Source organism: Vibrio sp. RE88, from assembly GCF_013113835.1.
In the GTDB taxonomy this organism is placed as follows: domain Bacteria; phylum Pseudomonadota; class Gammaproteobacteria; order Enterobacterales; family Vibrionaceae; genus Vibrio.
This window is the reverse complement of record NZ_VTYQ01000001.1, coordinates 510262-527121: the sequence shown is the minus strand read 5'-3', so window position 1 is coordinate 527121 and position 16860 is coordinate 510262. Positions and strand designations below refer to the sequence as shown.

Sequence of the window (16860 nt, the reverse complement as noted above, 5' to 3'; positions counted from 1 at the left end):
CGCCATGTCTCATCCACTTCTCACTAAGCCCGTCAAAACAGCATTACTTTCGATGGCAGCACCAGCTGCCTTCGGCATGCTGATGACCTTTCTCTTTCAACTGGTCGACAGCTACTTTGTTGGCCAACTTGGCACTCAACCTCTGGCTGCAATGAGCTTTGCCTATCCCGTCTATATTCTGATCGTCAGTCTGTTTATGGGCATTGCCTCTGGCGTTTCAGCAACAGTTGGAAAAGCATTAGGGGAAAATAATCAGCGTAAAGCACAATCCCTGACCAGCTTGTCTGTACTGCTGTTTAGTGGTGCCACCCTTGTGCTGGGCTTAGTTGGATATTCCGCGTTACCTACTACCTTTGCACTGCTTGGTGCAAACTCATCGACCATTGGCCTTGTTGCCCAATACATGGGCCCACTCTACCTCGGTATGTTCGTTCTGGTCGGTGGACTGATTGCCAACTCGGCTTTGATGGCAAAAGGGATCATGGTTCAAACCACCTTAGTGATGGCGCTTGGCGGTATTACCAATGTCATATTCGACTATCTACTTATTTTCGGCAAAGGGCCTTTTCCTGAGCTCGGCTTAATGGGCGCCGCGATCGCGACCTTGATTTCCTGGCTGGTGATCCTGCTTCTCATGCTCGGTTTGCTCTACAAAAACGCCCTGCTCTCCCTGCGCTCAATGTTTGACGTCAGCACACAAGTTAAAGAAGTGCTTACCATCTCTTCCCCAGCGATCGCCGCACAGATTTTAAACCCTGTCGCCATCGCCGTGATCACCAGTCTGGTCGCGCAATATGGCGATAGCGCCATTGCTGCCTATGGTATTGCGACTCGCATCGAATCTTTGTTGTTAACGGGCATACTCTCTTTGAGCGTGATTCTAACGCCATTTGTCGCCCAGAATTATGGCGCTCAAGAGAAGCAAAGATTGGATAAGGTGATCGCTTACTCAGGAAGAATGACCGTCTATTGGGGAGTGATGGTGTTTGCCATTGTTGCCTTCTCAATCGACTCCATTATGGCTATTTTCTCAACCAATAGCGACATTATCGAGCATGGCCGTTGGTACTTTATTCTGGTGGGTGTGTCATTCCCAGCCTACGGATTGGTGCTCATCACTAGCGCATTTCTTAATGGCGTTCAGCAAGCTAAGATGTCGCTCAAACTGACTCTGGTTAAGTCGCTAGTGCTCACCATACCGCTAGCGTTGCTCGGCGCGCAATTTGGCAGCGAGTTTATCTGGATAGCGATTAGCACAGCCAATATTGTCGGCGCAATGTACGCTAAGCGCCTTCTAGAACAATGGCTTGAAGCTCATCAATCGTCCTTGCTCAGCCGCTCCCCAATGCTCGATTACTGGCGTGATGTCAAAACCTTGTTTCGTCTGACGTAAAATATTGCGTTTGTTGTGAAATCGGATTACAACAAGAAACATCACTTTATCTACCAGTGGATGACACTTTGAAACTCATTGAACTTCGTGAATACAAGCTCAAACCCGGCATGACTCAACAATGGCTAGACTGGATGCACGAGGAAATTCTTCCGTATCAGATCTCTAAAGGCATGAAAGTACTCAATACCTATATTCACAAGGGTGAAGACGGAGAAAATTACTTTATCTGGTTACGCGAATTTGACGATGAAGCATCACGCGAAAAAATCTACGCGGAAACGTACAACGAGTGGTGGATCAACGAAATTCGCCCACGGGTATTTGAGCATATCGACCAAGACTCCGTCACAGTACGTGTATTGACGCCTTCGGGCATCTGATCACGAATTGAACGCATTAAAAAGGCCATCCATCAGGATGGCCTACATGTATCAATTCAAAAGTGCTTAAACAAAGACAGTTTTATAAGCTTCCGCCAACCCTTCTATCAGCATCTGAGTACCAATCACCGCTAGAATCAAACCCATCATTTTAGTCACCACGTTCAGCGCACTTGGGCCAACGGCTTTCACCAGCTTGTTACCAAACAAGAAAAGAACGTAAGTGATAACGCACAATACCCCGAACGCGACGATAGTAATGATCGTCTGGTCAAAGCCACCTGTCGTGGCAAAGTTCATTGCTGTGGCTATCGTGCCAGGACCAGCAAGAATAGGCATCGCAAGCGGAGAAACCGCAACACTCAAAGCCGCTTGCTGCTGCTCTGGAGAATAGGCTTTTTCCTTGGTTTTATGATGAGTGGAATTGCCTTGCAGCATATGAAAACCAATCAGGAACACCAAGATTCCCCCAGTGATGCGCAGCGCGTACAACGTGATGCCAAACAAATCAAAAATCAGTTTCCCTGAAATGGCAAACACTGAAACAATCACAAAAGCAAAGAAAACCGAACGAAAAGCAATCGATTTTACCGTCTGTCGGTCATCATCGCTGGTCAAGCCAAGAAAAATAGGAATGTTGGCAATCGGGTTCATGATGGCGAAAAAACCCATAAACACAGTAACAGCATGCACGACTAATTCTTTCATAAGTCCTTCTTATTCTATAAATTTTCGATTTCAGTATAGAAGGAGACCATAACTGTGAAACAGAAAAGTGACAACTAAGTGATCTCTGACTCGACATTTCAACGCATACTCGATATGTTGCACAAGCAATTTATACCAAGAGCAAAGGACTCAGCCATGACACCGACGATAGACACTATCCTGTCTCACCGTTCGATCCGTAAATTTACCGATCAGGCCATCGATTCATCTCAGCTAGACACCATTATTCAGTCTGGCCTTGCAGCTTCGTCTTCCAGCATGTTGCAAGTTGTGTCGATCATCCGCGTCACGGATAAAGAAAAGCGCAAGGCGTTAGCGCATCTAGCAGGCGATCAGCCTTACGTAGAAAGCGCGGCAGAGTTTCTTGTATTTTGTATTGATTATCAGAGACATTTTGAAATTAACCCGCAGGTAAAACCTGAATTTACTGAGCTGACACTGATCGGGGCAGTAGATTGCGGCATCATGGCGCAAAATTGCTTAGTGGCAGCCGAATCACTCGGGTTGGGCGGTGTTTACATTGGCGGTTTGAGAAGCTGTGCTGAGGAAGTTGACCAGTTACTGAATCTGCCAGCCAACAGCGCGGTATTGTTTGGGCTGTGTTTAGGTCATCCAGATCAAAACCCTGAAATCAAACCGCGCCTTCCTGCGCACGTCATTGTGCATGAAAACGAGTATCAGCCTCTGAATCTAGACGATATTCGTGAGTACGATGAAACAATGCAGACCTACTACGCAGGCCGTAGCAGCAACCAAAAACAAAGTACATGGTCTGAGCAAGTCACAGGCAAACTCGCTGGCGAGTCCCGTCCGCACATCAAAGGTTATCTAAACAGCAAAGGCTTAGCCAAAAAGTAACACTTAGCAGACTCAGGCACGGGCCTGAATGCGTGGTAAAAAGAGCAGCACTGCCAATCATGTTCGTGGGGGTTTTAGGAGCATGTTTGCCTGCCAGTGCTGCTGTCTTTAGCCACTTACCAGTGGCAAAGTTGTATCAAGGCCAGAATCGCTGAACGTTCCAACCAAGAATCCGTTTTTTCCAACCTCTCATGGTAGTACGAGACCAGATTTCTCTGCTTGCTATAGTCCATCTTTCTTCTCTCAGCTTGTTTGTGTTGACCCGTTTATTATTCCCTTTAAACCGGAACAGAAAAACCGAGAGATTTATAGTTTTTCCTTCCTGTTTTTATCAATCATGCGCTCAGACAAAGCATTATTGGGCAAGATTTTGTAAAATAGGGAAATCAAATGGCTAAGCAGTGCTTATTTTTCTGCTATCTGGAGTACTTGTGTCGGATTTAAATTTATTGCGTTACTACTCTCGCCTCGAACCATTAGGCGTTGGAGAGGAGATAAAAACCGCCTTGCCCCAAGTCGCTGAGATGTTGTTTACCAGCCCTCGCCATGCGCGCAATTTACTCAATCAAATGCAACAACTAGAGTGGTTGGAATGGTCACCTAAAGTCGGACGAAACCAACGTTCTGGTTTGCTGCTCAACCATCCGCTGGATGAACTGAAATCCCAACTGGCTGCCAAGCGTATTCTGGAAGGGAAGTATGAGAAAGCCCTCAGCATTCTCGATGATGATGAAACCGCATTTGGCCGCTTGCTACAAAGCACATCGGGTGCGTCACTCAGAGAAGGATTGCTTCATATTCAGCTGACCTACAAACGCCCTTTTGAACGCTTAGTGCCTCATCAATTACAGCGTTCCAGTGAGCGATACTTACTGCGCCAGATTTATTGCTGCTTGGTAAGCAGTGACTCCGAAGGCAACTTAGAGCCTCAGCTCGCACATCATTGGCAATACGATGAGACTCACTATCAATGGACGTTTTATCTCAGGCCTGCCCTCACATTTCACAACGGCGCAGCGATAGACGCAGACAGTATTGTAAGCCTGTTCGCCAAACTCTCCACCCTAGCTAATTACCAGAGTGAACTCTCTCATTTAGTCAGCGTTACTTCTCCGATGGCAAATAAGGTCGTGTTCCAGCTTTCAGAACCCGATCAAGGCTTCGGTGGCCTTATCTCTGGCGTAAAATATGCGATTCAGCCAACCAGCCAAGTCAACAATGCCCACAGTTACGCAGTGATTGGTTCTGGCCCCTTTCAGGTAAGTGAACATTCACAAACTCGCCTTTGCCTAGAGGCCTTCGAGCGTTACTATGGCTGCCGCGCGTTAACCGATCAAGTCACTATCTGGAAGCTTGATGAAAGTGAATTGGCCAACAAGCAGATACAAACTAACCAGCCCGGCGCTCAAGAAAGCAGCGAGTGCAATTATTACCTCTCTCACGCGGTGGACGTGAAAGTGCGCAATGACACTCAGCAGACTCGTATAGAAGATGGCTGTATGTTCATACTGTTCAACCAGATTGCCTCCACCACTCTTAATGATGCTCAGCGACGCTACCTGTCTTCACATTTAAGTTCGTCTCGTGTTTTTGAACAGCTCAAATCGAGTCAGACACTGTTTGGCTGCGAAATCGCGCAGAACATGCTGCCAATGTGGCATCCGATTATTCGTCCAGAAGCGGCCAACGTAGCGCTGCCTCAACAACTTGATATTGCTGTCTACGACTATACGGTGTTGAGAAACTGTGCCTTTGCTGTCAAAGCGATATTGGCAAAATTGGGCGTAAAAGTTGAGGTAAATACCTATTCTTATCGAGAACTCAATGAACTTGCTCAAAGCCAGCAGCTTAACGAGTCTATGATCATCACCAACATCAATCTGGACGATAATCGGCACGCCTCCGCATTTAACAGCCTGTACCATAATCCAGTTCTACAACGCTGTATCGGTGAAGATTCAAAACGCTGGCTCACTCAATCACTCAATACACTAAGATCGCAAACACCGCTACATCAATACTTGGATGCACTGGAACCCATCGCTTCCGCCCTGATCAATCAGTACTGGCTAACACCGCTTTTTCACCACCGTCAGACACTGCGTTTCCACGGAGTACTCAAAGATGTAGAACTGACCAACTGGGGCTGGCCAGACATCAGAAACGTATGGTCGGCTGACTAGCCCAGAAATCATTTGTACTCTTATATTTAGTACACTAAGGGAGAATTCAGCTTGAATTCTCCCTTTTTAATATAAAACCTGAAACACAGCCGCTAAAACCAATCTCTCACTTCTTATAACTAACAAAGTAATCATTTGAACTCTAAACATTTTTTTACTACTCTGTGCTTGTATACATCAGAAAGGAATTCGAAATGAAATACACTACTGCAGCGTTAGCTTTAGTTGCCGCCAACGCAGCCTTTATTTCTCAGGCTTCAGCCAATGAATGTGGCAAAGTCACCATTGCCGACATGAACTGGAATTCAGCCAGTCTTATTGCCAATATTGACCGCTTTATTCTTGAACATGGCTACGATTGTGAAGCAGAGCTGATACCGGGTGATACCATGCCAACAGGCACATCCATGATAGAAAAAGGTCAGCCTGATGTTGCCCCTGAACTGTGGAGCAACAGCCTGAAAGACGCACTAGATAAAGGTGTCGAGGAAAAACGATTACGCTATGCAGGTCGCTCCTTAGTGGATGGGGGCGAGGAAGGTTTCTGGGTTCCATCTTATCTGGTCAAACAATACCCTGAAATGAAAACCATTGATGGCATCAAAAAGCACGCTAACCTCTTTGAACACCCTGAAGATCCTGACAAATCCGCATTCTACAGCTGTCCGGCTGGCTGGAACTGTCAAATCAGTGCAGGCAACTTGTTTAAAGCACTTAAGCTAGATAACTCTGGCTTTGTCATTGTTGATCCTGGCTCAAGTGCTGGGCTTTCAGGTGCCATCGCAAAAGCCTACGAGCGTGAAGAGGCATGGTTCGGCTACTACTGGGCTCCAACTGCGGTTCTGGGTAAGTACGACATGGTTAAGGTCGATTTCGGTAGCGGTGTGGATGAAAAAGAATTTATCGACTGTACCACTAATGCAGAATGTGAAGCGCCTAAAGCCACTATGTATCCACCATCACCAGTGCACACCATCACAACCGAAGCTTTCGCGACACGCGCACCGGATGCATACCAATACTTTACCAAACGTGGTTTCACCAACGCCGATATGAACCAACTGCTTGCCTGGATGGAAGACAATCAAGCTGATGGTGAAGAAACCATGTACTACTTCCTTGAAGATTATCCGCAAATCTGGACCAAGTGGGTATCTCAGGACGTAGCAAACAAAGTAAAAAGCGCGCTTTAACAGACCGTTAGAACGCGTATGAAGTACTCCAAAGCCAGCCCTGTCTGGCTTTGGTTTTAAAAGGAATTAAATGATGTCTGCAGAAAACTGGTTTAACAGCTTTCCTGAAATGGAACGCTCTGATCTTAGGGCTATCCGCAAAACGCTTGATGGCGCCTACCGCGAATTCTCCCGTGAACATGGTGAGTTCATTGAATCTCTCTTCGACCCACTGCTTTCTTTCTTGATCTGGTTTGAAAAGCTCCTCCTCTCCACCCCTTGGGTCTTGGTGCTGGCCGTCTGTACTGGCCTAGTTTTCCTAGCCAGTCGTTCATGGAAGCTCACTCTGGGCTGCTTTGTCTCTTTGATACTGATCGGCTACTTCGGTATGTGGGACGACACCATGCGCACCTTAAGCATCATCACTGTCTGTACCATGCTTTCAATAGCCTTAGGGATCCCGATTGGCATTGCAATGGCACGTTCGAATCGCATCCAATCCGCCGTCACGCCCATGTTGGATATCATGCAGACCATGCCCGCCTTCGTATACCTGATCCCTGTCGTAATGCTACTGGGTATCGGTAAAATTCCGGGGCTGATTGCGGTTGTCATTTACGCTATTCCTCCGGTTATCCGCCTGACTAACCTCGGTATTCGACTGGTTGATAAAGAAGTGCTTGAAGCAGCGACGGCCTTTGGTGCCAGCGCCAAACAAAGGCTATGGGGCGTACAATTACCGCTTGCTATGCCAACGATTATGGCTGGTATCAACCAAACCATTATGATGTCTCTATCGATGGTGGTTATTGCATCCATGATTGGTGTCAAAGGCCTTGGCCAACCTGTACTAAAATCCATTACCAACCAATACTTCACTTTAGGACTACTTAACGGCTTTGCCATTGTGGCATTGGCGATTCTGTTTGACCGTGCGTCACAGGCCTACGCAAAACGTACTCAAGCCCATCTAGGAGACATGAAGCATGACTAAACCTCTTATTGAAATCAGTGGCTTGTATAAGGTATTTGGCCGAAAACCACAATCTGTGATGGAACGGGTAAAAGCGGGCGAGAGCAAAGATAAAGTCCTCGCTGATACAGGCCACACGGTCGGCCTCAAAGACATCAACTTGCAAATCAACAAAGGTGAAATCTTCGTCATCATGGGCCTTTCTGGCTCCGGTAAATCGACGCTTATCCGCCACTTTAACCGCTTGATCGACCCAACCGAAGGTCAGATTCTGGTCGAAGGCACAGACGTTATGAAGCTCAATCAAAAAGAGCTGGAAGAGTTTCGTCGTCACAAGATGTCGATGGTTTTCCAACGATTCGGTTTACTACCGCACCGAACAGTGGTGGAAAACGTCTCTTACGGGCTTGAAGTGCAAGGGATTGAAAAATCGCAAAGACGCGCCAAAGCCGAACAATGGCTGGATACTGTTGGTCTAAAAGGCTACGAGAATCAGTACCCAGCGCAACTGTCTGGTGGTCAGCAGCAGCGTGTTGGCTTGGCAAGAGCACTTTGTACTGATGCGGAAATTCTCCTGATGGATGAAGCGTTCTCTGCGCTCGATCCTTTAATCCGCAGTGAGATGCAAGATCAACTTATCGAGTTGCAAGAGAAGCTGCATAAAACCATCGTATTTATCACCCACGATTTGGACGAAGCACTCCGACTTGGCGACCGCATCGCGATTCTGAAAGATGGCTTGTTAGTACAGCAAGGTACACCTGATGAGATCTTGCTGCATCCTGCCGACGACTACGTTGAAGCGTTTGTAAAAGACGTAAATCGAGCTCGCGCTCTGACCGTCGAAACCGTAATGCAGCCACCAGCCTATCGTATTTCAGCGACCAATATTCAGGAAGCCATCAAGCAAATGAAAGGCATCAAGCAAGATTACGCCTATCATGTGACCGAAGAGGGCTATCAGGGTGTCGTGACCAAAGAAGGCCTACTGGATGCAGCGAAAGACACTTCCAGTGAAGAGTTTAACGAAGAGATTTACGAAGAGGTCCCTTCCATTTCTCCAGATGCTGCTATCGAAGAAGTACTGATGGACAGCATCTCTTGTGATTACTCACTACCAGTTGTTGATGATGAAGGTAATCTGCAAGGCGAGTTGGAACGAAGTGCCGTTGCAGAGATTTTCTCAGATCAAGTGGAGGAAGATTCCCCAGCCCCAAAGTTGGATAAAGTCTCCTAGGCTCAACGAGAGCCAAGCTGGCTCTGCAAGCACGAAGCAAGAACCCCGTACTATTGTGGTATGGGGTTTTGTATAAATAGCCGCCCTTTCTAACACTCCTCCTTACCACAGCAAACTATCAATCCATCTCGGCTAACTTTTCGCCATTGCTTCAAACTTTGAACATAATCACGCAGTTGCATTTGAAATCAAAAAATTAGTCCGTATTGTGTATGGGAAAGCCAAAAATACTGTATGGATAAACAGGTGCCAGCCAATAAATTTCAAGTCCACTATTACTTCAACGACGATTCTCACTCGATGGATGCACTGGTGCGACACCAGTGCGAAGCTGAGATCATCGCCATACTTTTTGAAGTTGCCACCACAATTGATGAGAACATTCAGATAGAAAGCGAAGCACATCAGGAAGGCGGTCTGCGTGACATCTGGAAAGTCGCCAACGCGAACGCTGGTATCCTTTCCGTAATTGTTGGCATTGCCTCGCTGGCTATCCCCCTTCTTCCAAAATCAGACTCCGAGCTTGAACGTTTACAAAAAGAAGAACTGCGTTTGAGCATTGAGGAACGTAAGCTGAGAATTGAAAAGCTAAAAGCGGAAGTAAAGTCTGAACGTGTCACCCCAGAAACGGTGTCAAAGGTTGCTGAGGTGGTTAACGAAAATTATAAGGTCATCACCCGACGTTCCAACCTGTTTAAGTATCTTAGTGCATACCCTAAAGTCACCAAAATTGGCATCAATGGACTTACCGAATCAGGCTCTGATGCTATGCCCGAGTCGCACATCAGCAGGGCCGTTTTCAAAAAATTTGTCTTGCCTTCTCACCGGCTGCCAATTCAAACCATCGACAATGCAGTAATAGAAATAGTTTCGCCAGTATTAAGACAAGGCAACTATCGATGGAAAGGCATCTGGCAAGGGCAAAACATCAGCTTTACGATGAAAGATCTGAGCTTCAAACAAGATGTTCTCAGCAAACAGATCAGCTTCCAACATGGCTCTTGTATCCGCTGCGTCATGAATATTCGCTCTAAGCTAGACCACATTGGTGAAATCGTGATCACCAGTTTTTCCGTGGAGACGGTTCTGGAACATGGTCATGGCGTTGGCTCTCATGAAACTCCGCAGGGTAGCGCTCATCATCATCGACGAAGTTTAGAGGCAGCTCAAGGCGATCTGTTTGAAACTTCTTGAGAGCTGAGATAACTCAGTCCTTACCCACCTATGGTTCTTCTCTCCCCAAATGTGCTCTATAACATCAAACACATTTTTATCCTCAATCACTGCTTAAGATTACGTTAAGCCCATATTCACAGCGATTTGACCGCTATCTCCCAAAAACGAACTGTATGTATATACATATTAAATTTATAAAATTAGAATCAATATCATGCAGTTTAGTGGTAAGGAATAATAATGATTGAACACTTGGAGTCAGGTATCCGAGAACTGGTTGAAGGATTCATTGACGCTGGAAAGCCTTGTCCTTCAGAGCAACCTATTGACGCGAGACGCGCAGGATATCAGTCAACAGTTGAGTTGGCAGGCAAAGGCCCTGAGATGGCGCAAGCGTTTATCGATATCGTTGACGGGATTGCGATCAAAATTTTCAGACCCAGCAACGCTTCTCACCTGCCGATAACGATTTACTTCCACGGAGGTTGCTTTATCAGCGGAGGCTTTGACACCCATGAGCAGCAGTTGCGTCAACTTGCGGCCGAGTCCAACAATGTGGTGATCGGCGTTCAATACCGATTGGCGCCAGAGCACACTTATCCTGCAGCTCACGACGATGCCTACAATGCCGTTGTCGCAATCCGAGAAATGGGCTCGAAATATGGTGGTGATACTGAACGTATCTCCTTGGTAGGCGATAGTGCCGGCGGCCATCTCGCGTTAGTGACAGCAATGCGCCTTAAGCAAAGACAAGACTGGCTACCTGAGCGCCAGATTCTTATTTACCCAATGCTTGATCCGCACGGTTCATCGGTCAGCTACAAAGCCAATGCAACCGACTACATCATTACCGACAAAATGCTGCTGTCTGGTTTTGATATGTATCTTAGTGATAAAAACCCAGAGCACATTGATGCAAACCCTGAACTCAACCCGCTGCTATGTGGTGACTTTCGAGGTTTGCCTCCAACTTCTATTATCACAGCAGAATTTGATCCATTAAGAGACGAAGGTGAGCAGCTTTACCGTCAGCTGTTAAAACATGGTGTAGAAGCGCATTGTGAACGATATTTAGGTGTCATACATGGTTTTTATCAGCTTTCTGCTGTCAGTCAATCAGCAGTACGTTGTATTAGTCGTATTGCCGCCGAGCTGGCTAGCTCTATTCCAAGTACATTAAACAGGGGTCACCGACATGATTGAATTGGATTACCTGGTTCAAGTCACTAAGCTACCAAGCGATCTACAGAGTCCTTCTGGGGATGTGAATCACCATCTGTACGACACCTATGAAATTTATCAACGTGTCATCGATTCTAACTTGCTGTGGCGAGTTTGGTTAATCGACGAATACGATCAGGTGTGGCTTGACGTTAATTTCATCAACTCTGAAGGTGAGGCCGAGTTTCACACCATTAAGATCGATGAAGGCACCTACAACAAAGTGGACTTTGATCGTTACCAAGCGCTAGATAAGCTTGAGTAGTTCCAGTGGAAGTAAGATCTTGCGACCATTGATCTATCCGATTTCTTCAAAAAGTTGGTGACATCTGAGCGCGTTTAACACTCTCGCTCAATCAACAGATAAAAAGCGCCCCACCCAAGCAGTGGTGCGCTTTTTACTTTTAAGGTATAACTCGATACAAGTCCTGTGAAAGCCGATACCAATAGCAGCTGGCTTGATTTCTTGTTTCCAATTTGTCTCACCCAGTCATTCAAAGGTGTAAATTTTGATAAATACTGAATTCAACAAAGAACATGAGATGATTCAATGGCCCGGTTTACTCAAATTGGAAGGCGATAACGAACTCTTATATCTCGCTTCAAAAGATGCATTCACCCTTGAGGCAGAAGCTCTCATACTGGACTCCAACGATTTAGTTATTGATTCTGAAGGGAAGTGTTTTAAGCTGGCAACAGAGAGCTCTGGCCAACCAGAACTAAAAAAGCCGCACGGCACTTATGGTTTGGCTGACGTAACCAATCTCATTCAGGCACATGAATTTAGCAAAGCTCAGGTGTGTATTGTAAAAATTCAATTTGATTCCATTCACGCCGCAATCACATTCTTACGCGATCAATAAAAGATCAACATTTGTTCACGCCGGACATTCGCGCTTACAATACTCCTCTCTTCTATGGCAGATTCGCTGCTCACACAAAAGGTCTCTATCATGTCTGAAATGTATACCAAACACGCCAAACAGTACGATGCTGTCGTCAAGGACAACATTTACAACGCCTTGCTCGAGCGCCCTTCAACCATAGCGCTTCTCGATGACCTTTCAGGTGCTGATGTTATTGACATGGGCTGCGGTTCAGGCGTGTACGCTGAGTGGTTTATCGGCCAATCGGTGAAGCAACTGACTTGTGTTGATGCGTCTAGCGACATGATCGATCTTGTGCAAACCAAACTAGGCAATCAAGTGAGCGCTTACGTACAGGATATTGCGAAAGGCCTTCCTCAGGAGTCAGACAGTAGCGCCGATGTCATTGTCTGCCCTCTCGTGTTGCACTATATCGAAGATCTCACACCAGTCTTCGCAGATGTGTATCGAGTCCTTAAGCCCGGTGGTTACATCGTATTTTCAACCCACCACCCTTTTGCAGATTTTGAATGTTCAATCTCGGGCAATTACTTTGAACGAGAATACATCGAAGAAGAGTGGAACACGGTCGGTACGCCGGTCAAAGTGAGCTTCTATCGACGCTCTCTGATGGAAATCAGTGAGGCAATTAGTGCGTCTGGGTTAAAGATATCTCGCATTACCGAAGGTAGCGTGGATGAAAAAGTGAAATCCGTTTGTGAAACTACCTATCAACGTTTGAAGAACAACCCTAATTTCATTTTCTTCCGTTGTGAAAAGCCAAGCGCAGACTAATCAAACTAAACCTGTTGGATAACGATGATAACCGGACTCAACCACATCACTCTCGCTGTAAGTAACGTAGAACGTTCGTTGGACTTCTATACTCGCGTTCTCGGCTTTGAAGGAGAGGTCATATGGGAGAAAGGTGCTTACCTCTCGATTGGAGAATTGTGGTTGTGCCTATCTCTAGACTCCCCTTGCCCTAAAACCGATTACAGTCACATTGCATTTAATGTTGCTGAGGATGACTTCGCGACCTTATGTGAACACCTAGAAAAACACAAAGCTGAGCAATGGAAAAGTAACCAAAGTGAAGGCTCATCTGTGTATATTCTCGACCCCGATGGGCACAAACTAGAGATTCACTGTGGAAGTTTGGAAAGCCGTTTAAAAAGCTTAAAATCAAAACCTTACCGTGGATTAAAGTGGTTGAAGCCCTAGTCTGATATTCGCACCTATGCTTAAATAGTGCAAACGGTGGGGGTGCAATCATGGAAGTAGTAACAGAATCCAAACTGACTTGCCCTAAGTGCGGTTTTTCGAGCCTAGAATCTATGCCAGATAACGCCTGCGTTTATTTCTACGAATGTAAAAGCTGTGGCGAACTCCTTAAGCCACTAGCGGGCGACTGCTGTATATTTTGCTCTTATGGCACGGTTCCCTGTCCACCCATTCAGATTTCAGGCAAATGCTGCCAATAGCTTAGCAGCAAGCCATTAAAGGAAAGGTATAACTAAGGATGGAACAAACACTAATCATTGGTTTGGCTCAGGCTCCAGCCAAGAGAGGAGACATTGAAGCCAATTTGCGCGCTCACCTTATGCATGTGGAGCAATCTTCTCAGCTTAGAGCAAATCTCGTCGTGTTTCCTGAACTGTCTTTAACAGGGTACGAACTGGATCTAGCCGACGAGCTTGCCTTTGACCCATCAACTTCTGCGATTAAAGCACTTTCAGCCTCTGCTACCACACATAATATTACGGTCATTGCGGGTTGTCCGCTTGCAGTGCCAGACTCAAAACCACATATTGCTGCGGTTATTTGCTTTCCAAACGGAGAGATCGAGTTCTACTCCAAACAGTACCTGCATGACGGTGAAGGCACGTATTGCGCTGCAGGAGAAACCAATCACCTGCTCAACATTAATAACACGCGCATCGCGCTCGCCGTGTGTGCTGATTTTGCTAAACCTCAGCACGCGCAGGGCGCAGCCGACAGTGAAGCCGAACTTTATCTGGTTAGTGCCCTGATCTCACCGAGTGGTTTCATCCCTGATGCTAATATTTTGTCTGGCCTTGCTCGTAACCATGCATTCCCAGTCCTCCTTTGTAATCACATATCAAAAACAGGTGGATGGGATACTTGCGGCAAAAACAGTGTTTGGAATGCTCAAGGAGAATTAGTAGGTACATCCGACAATGCTCAGCAAGGCGTACTTATTTGTACGATTAGTAAAAACCATCTTTCAGCACAGTTTCATTCTCTTCCAGAAACTGGCTATTAAATACCTATTTTGACAAAGCAGTAACTTATTGATAGGTATTGATTTAAATCGTTTTTACGTCCCGCAATCACCTGCATAGCAAGGAGGCTAAAGTGGTGACCATCCGACCAATGACAATCGAAGATTACGAGACCGTAATTCAGTTATGGCATCAGACTGAAGGTATGTCCGTTAGGGATGCCGACTCCCGTGAGAACATTGCGCTCTACCTCGACAGAAACCCCGATTTAAGCTTCGTAGCGATCAGTGAAGGTCACATTATCGGCACTGTTTTGGTTGGAACCGATGGTAGGAGGGGCTATCTGCAACACCTAGCGGTCTTACCCCAGTTTCGCGGTCAGAGAATTGGCTATCAGTTGATAAGCCAATCCATTAGCGCACTAGCCAATATTGGTATTCCTAAAACTCACCTGTTTGTCTACGACGACAACCTCAATGCACAAAAATTCTATGAGAAACTGGGCTGGTTCCCCAGAGATAACATCAGGATGTATTCGTATAATTCGTCAGTCAATCCGAATGTTTGAAGTTAGGAGAGTGGTTGCCAAACACTCTCCTAAAGGTTGTGAGCCAATGGTTACGATGGATTACTGACCTTACACATTTCATTAGACCTCTACTCAATCTCCCTTCCATTATTTACTCAATTATTGTTAATAAACCTGACTAACTTTCGTTTGAACTGGCATTCTGTTACCCTGCACCGGAAAATTTATTTCGAACTCTAAATAATTAGCGAGGATTAATGAGTAGTACTAAGGATAGGTATAGTATTGAAAATACCGATTATACCGTCGGTCAGGACAACGTTCAGAAGTGGGGTTTTGACGTTCACAACCCAGTTTTTGGTGCCAGCGCAGGCCTGATCATTGTCTTTCTTGTCGCCCTTCTTATCGCCGATCCTACCGTTGCAAAATCCACTATTGATGGCGTGAAGCTGCAAATCATCGAGTCATTTGACACGCTGTTTATGTGGTCAGGAAACGTGTTCCTGATTTTCTGTATTGGTCTGGTTTTATCGCCGTTTGGCAAAATTCGTATCGGTGGCGTCGATGCCAAACCTGAACACTCCAATATTTCATGGATTGCTATGCTCTTTGCCGCTGGCATGGGTATCGGCCTGATGTTCTGGGGCGTTGCAGAGCCTGTTGCTTACTTCACTGGTTGGTTTGAAACACCACTGGGTGTCGAGCCATACACTGAAGAAGCAGCAAAAGTAGCCCTAGGTGCAACCATGTTCCACTGGGGCCTGCACCCATGGGCAATTTACGCCGTAGTCGCGTTAGCGATGGCCTTCTTTGCCTTCAATAAAGGTCTGCCACTGTCTATTCGTTCTGTGTTTTATCCGATTCTGGGTGATCGCACTTGGGGTTGGTTTGGTCATATCATCGATATCCTTGCAGTGCTCGCGACGCTATTTGGTCTTGCAACCTCATTGGGCTTGGGCGCTCAGCAAGCCGCGAGCGGTATCAGCCATGTGTTTGGTATTGATGGTGGTCTTGGGTTGCAGCTGGGTGTGATTGCATTTGTCACCTGCCTTGCTGTTGTGTCTGTTGTCCGTGGTATTGATGGCGGCGTAAAAGTGTTGAGTAACACCAACCTGATCGTAGCCTTCGCCCTATTGATGTTTGTGATTATTGCAGGTCTGGCGACAGCGCTGGGTACCATTCCAACCACACTGACTGGCTATGTGGAAAACATGCTTCCACTGAGTAGCCCATATGGCCGTGAAGACGAAGCTTGGATGCAAGGTTGGACGGTATTCTACTGGGCTTGGTGGGTATCTTGGTCACCATGTGTCGGTATGTTCATCGCCCGTATTTCAAAAGGCCGTACCGTACGCGAATTCCTTTCTGCGGTTATCCTGATTCCAACTGCCATCACCCTAGTTTGGATGTCAGCATTCGGTGGTATCGCGATTGAACAAGTCGTCAATCAAGTCGGTGAACTGGGCCAGAACGGCCTGACTGACATTACTCTGTCACTGTTCTACGCCTTTGATGCCATGCCAATGGGGACACTGCTTTCTATAATCTCTATTGTGTTGATCATGGTGTTCTTTATTACCTCATCTGACTCGGCGTCACTTGTTGTCGATAGTATTACGTCAGGCGGTAAAGTGGATGCACCGATTCCACAACGTATTTTCTGGGCATCGGTAGAAGGCGCTATCGCGGCAATGTTGCTTTGGATTGGTGGTACAGAAGCCATTCAAGCACTGCAAGCTGGAACCATCTCAACTGGCTTACCATTTACTGTGATTCTCCTGACCATGTGTGTCAGCCTATTGATGGGTATGCGTACCGAGCTACAGCATCACAAGCTCAGTTACGCGTAAGTGATACCAATGGAAAAGGCCGCTCAATGAGCGGCCTTTTTACT

At 46.4% G+C, this 16860-nt stretch carries 18 protein-coding genes; 17 read left to right on the top strand and 1 reads right to left on the bottom strand.

All coding sequences use genetic code 11. The features are described 5' to 3' along the window. The first annotated feature begins 4 nt into the window (after positions 1-4). A complete protein-coding gene (locus F0265_RS02490) occupies positions 5-1393 on the top strand; it encodes an MATE family efflux transporter (protein WP_171747621.1) in 1389 nt (462 codons plus the stop codon). A gap of 68 nt (positions 1394-1461) precedes the next feature. Beyond that, positions 1462-1776 carry an NIPSNAP family protein gene (locus F0265_RS02485; RefSeq protein WP_171747620.1) on the top strand — a complete coding sequence of 105 codons (315 nt, stop codon included), beginning with the start codon at positions 1462-1464 and terminating at the stop codon, positions 1774-1776. 66 nt (positions 1777-1842) lie between these two features. On the opposite strand, the gene F0265_RS02480 is transcribed toward F0265_RS02485, so the two are convergent. Then, positions 1843-2484, bottom strand: a complete 642-nt coding sequence (locus F0265_RS02480) for a MarC family protein (RefSeq protein ID WP_006961614.1) — start codon at positions 2482-2484, stop codon at positions 1843-1845. A gap of 156 nt (positions 2485-2640) precedes the next feature. Here F0265_RS02480 and nfsA point away from each other — a divergent pair, with 156 nt between their 5' ends. From nfsA to F0265_RS02410, 15 genes are all read left to right on the top strand, one after another. Beyond that, complete coding sequence (gene nfsA, locus F0265_RS02475; RefSeq protein WP_019274906.1) at positions 2641-3363, top strand: oxygen-insensitive NADPH nitroreductase; 723 nt, start codon at positions 2641-2643, stop codon at positions 3361-3363. A gap of 431 nt (positions 3364-3794) precedes the next feature. Beyond that, positions 3795-5546: an SgrR family transcriptional regulator gene (locus F0265_RS02470; protein ID WP_040121995.1), complete on the top strand. Its 1752-nt coding sequence runs from the start codon at positions 3795-3797 to the stop codon at positions 5544-5546. 194 nt (positions 5547-5740) lie between these two features. Beyond that, a complete protein-coding gene (locus F0265_RS02465) occupies positions 5741-6739 on the top strand; it encodes an ABC transporter substrate-binding protein (protein WP_019276358.1) in 999 nt (332 codons plus the stop codon). A 73-nt stretch (positions 6740-6812) separates the two neighbouring features. Further along, positions 6813-7712: a proline/glycine betaine ABC transporter permease gene (locus F0265_RS02460; protein WP_065742557.1), complete on the top strand. Its 900-nt coding sequence runs from the start codon at positions 6813-6815 to the stop codon at positions 7710-7712. After that, positions 7705-8928, top strand: a complete 1224-nt coding sequence (locus F0265_RS02455) for a glycine betaine/L-proline ABC transporter ATP-binding protein (RefSeq protein WP_038160237.1) — start codon at positions 7705-7707, stop codon at positions 8926-8928. The genes F0265_RS02460 and F0265_RS02455 overlap by 8 nt, the downstream gene beginning before the upstream one ends. A gap of 234 nt (positions 8929-9162) precedes the next feature. After that, on the top strand, positions 9163-10122 hold the full coding sequence (locus F0265_RS02450) for a hypothetical protein (RefSeq protein ID WP_171747619.1): 960 nt from the start codon (positions 9163-9165) through the stop codon (positions 10120-10122). Between the two features lie 222 nt (positions 10123-10344). Then, a complete protein-coding gene (locus F0265_RS02445) occupies positions 10345-11307 on the top strand; it encodes an alpha/beta hydrolase (protein WP_171747618.1) in 963 nt (320 codons plus the stop codon). After that, positions 11300-11590, top strand: coding sequence for a hypothetical protein (locus F0265_RS02440; RefSeq protein ID WP_171747617.1), 291 nt, complete (start codon positions 11300-11302; stop codon positions 11588-11590). The genes F0265_RS02445 and F0265_RS02440 overlap by 8 nt, the downstream gene beginning before the upstream one ends. A gap of 244 nt (positions 11591-11834) precedes the next feature. Further along, entirely contained in the window at positions 11835-12188 is a 354-nt protein-coding gene (locus F0265_RS02435; RefSeq protein WP_171747616.1) for a DUF4144 family protein, read from the top strand. A gap of 90 nt (positions 12189-12278) precedes the next feature. After that, positions 12279-12986, top strand: a complete 708-nt coding sequence (locus F0265_RS02430) for a class I SAM-dependent methyltransferase (protein WP_171747615.1) — start codon at positions 12279-12281, stop codon at positions 12984-12986. Between the two features lie 24 nt (positions 12987-13010). Beyond that, positions 13011-13415 (top strand): fosfomycin resistance glutathione transferase, encoded by a 405-nt coding sequence (fos, locus tag F0265_RS02425; RefSeq protein WP_171747614.1) that lies wholly within the window; start codon positions 13011-13013, stop codon positions 13413-13415. A 50-nt stretch (positions 13416-13465) separates the two neighbouring features. Further along, positions 13466-13675: a GDCCVxC domain-containing (seleno)protein gene (locus tag F0265_RS24650; RefSeq protein WP_301338215.1), complete on the top strand. Its 210-nt coding sequence runs from the start codon at positions 13466-13468 to the stop codon at positions 13673-13675. 38 nt (positions 13676-13713) lie between these two features. Next, positions 13714-14478 (top strand): carbon-nitrogen hydrolase family protein, encoded by a 765-nt coding sequence (locus F0265_RS02420; protein WP_171747613.1) that lies wholly within the window; start codon positions 13714-13716, stop codon positions 14476-14478. A 92-nt stretch (positions 14479-14570) separates the two neighbouring features. Beyond that, positions 14571-15005, top strand: a complete 435-nt coding sequence (locus F0265_RS02415; protein WP_171747612.1) for a GNAT family N-acetyltransferase — start codon at positions 14571-14573, stop codon at positions 15003-15005. A gap of 218 nt (positions 15006-15223) precedes the next feature. Beyond that, positions 15224-16816: a BCCT family transporter gene (locus F0265_RS02410; RefSeq protein WP_171747611.1), complete on the top strand. Its 1593-nt coding sequence runs from the start codon at positions 15224-15226 to the stop codon at positions 16814-16816. Positions 16817-16860: the final 44 nt, after the last annotated feature.

What these genes read in the sequence shown, in the direction of transcription:
- fos (WP_171747614.1), top strand. Translation starts at nt 13,011, where the DNA reads ATGATAACCGGACTCAACCACATCACTCTCGCTGTAAGTAACGTAGAA.
- nfsA (WP_019274906.1), top strand. Translation starts at nt 2,641, where the DNA reads ATGACACCGACGATAGACACTATCCTGTCTCACCGTTCGATCCGTAAA.
- F0265_RS02440 (WP_171747617.1), top strand. Translation starts at nt 11,300, where the DNA reads ATGATTGAATTGGATTACCTGGTTCAAGTCACTAAGCTACCAAGCGAT.
- F0265_RS24650 (WP_301338215.1), top strand. Translation starts at nt 13,466, where the DNA reads ATGGAAGTAGTAACAGAATCCAAACTGACTTGCCCTAAGTGCGGTTTT.
- F0265_RS02455 (WP_038160237.1), top strand. Translation starts at nt 7,705, where the DNA reads ATGACTAAACCTCTTATTGAAATCAGTGGCTTGTATAAGGTATTTGGC.
- F0265_RS02460 (WP_065742557.1), top strand. Translation starts at nt 6,813, where the DNA reads ATGTCTGCAGAAAACTGGTTTAACAGCTTTCCTGAAATGGAACGCTCT.
- F0265_RS02465 (WP_019276358.1), top strand. Translation starts at nt 5,741, where the DNA reads ATGAAATACACTACTGCAGCGTTAGCTTTAGTTGCCGCCAACGCAGCC.
- F0265_RS02480 (WP_006961614.1), bottom strand. Translation starts at nt 2,484, where the DNA reads ATGAAAGAATTAGTCGTGCATGCTGTTACTGTGTTTATGGGTTTTTTC.
- F0265_RS02445 (WP_171747618.1), top strand. Translation starts at nt 10,345, where the DNA reads ATGATTGAACACTTGGAGTCAGGTATCCGAGAACTGGTTGAAGGATTC.
- F0265_RS02410 (WP_171747611.1), top strand. Translation starts at nt 15,224, where the DNA reads ATGAGTAGTACTAAGGATAGGTATAGTATTGAAAATACCGATTATACC.
- F0265_RS02490 (WP_171747621.1), top strand. Translation starts at nt 5, where the DNA reads ATGTCTCATCCACTTCTCACTAAGCCCGTCAAAACAGCATTACTTTCG.
- F0265_RS02430 (WP_171747615.1), top strand. Translation starts at nt 12,279, where the DNA reads ATGTCTGAAATGTATACCAAACACGCCAAACAGTACGATGCTGTCGTC.
- F0265_RS02450 (WP_171747619.1), top strand. Translation starts at nt 9,163, where the DNA reads ATGGATAAACAGGTGCCAGCCAATAAATTTCAAGTCCACTATTACTTC.
- F0265_RS02420 (WP_171747613.1), top strand. Translation starts at nt 13,714, where the DNA reads ATGGAACAAACACTAATCATTGGTTTGGCTCAGGCTCCAGCCAAGAGA.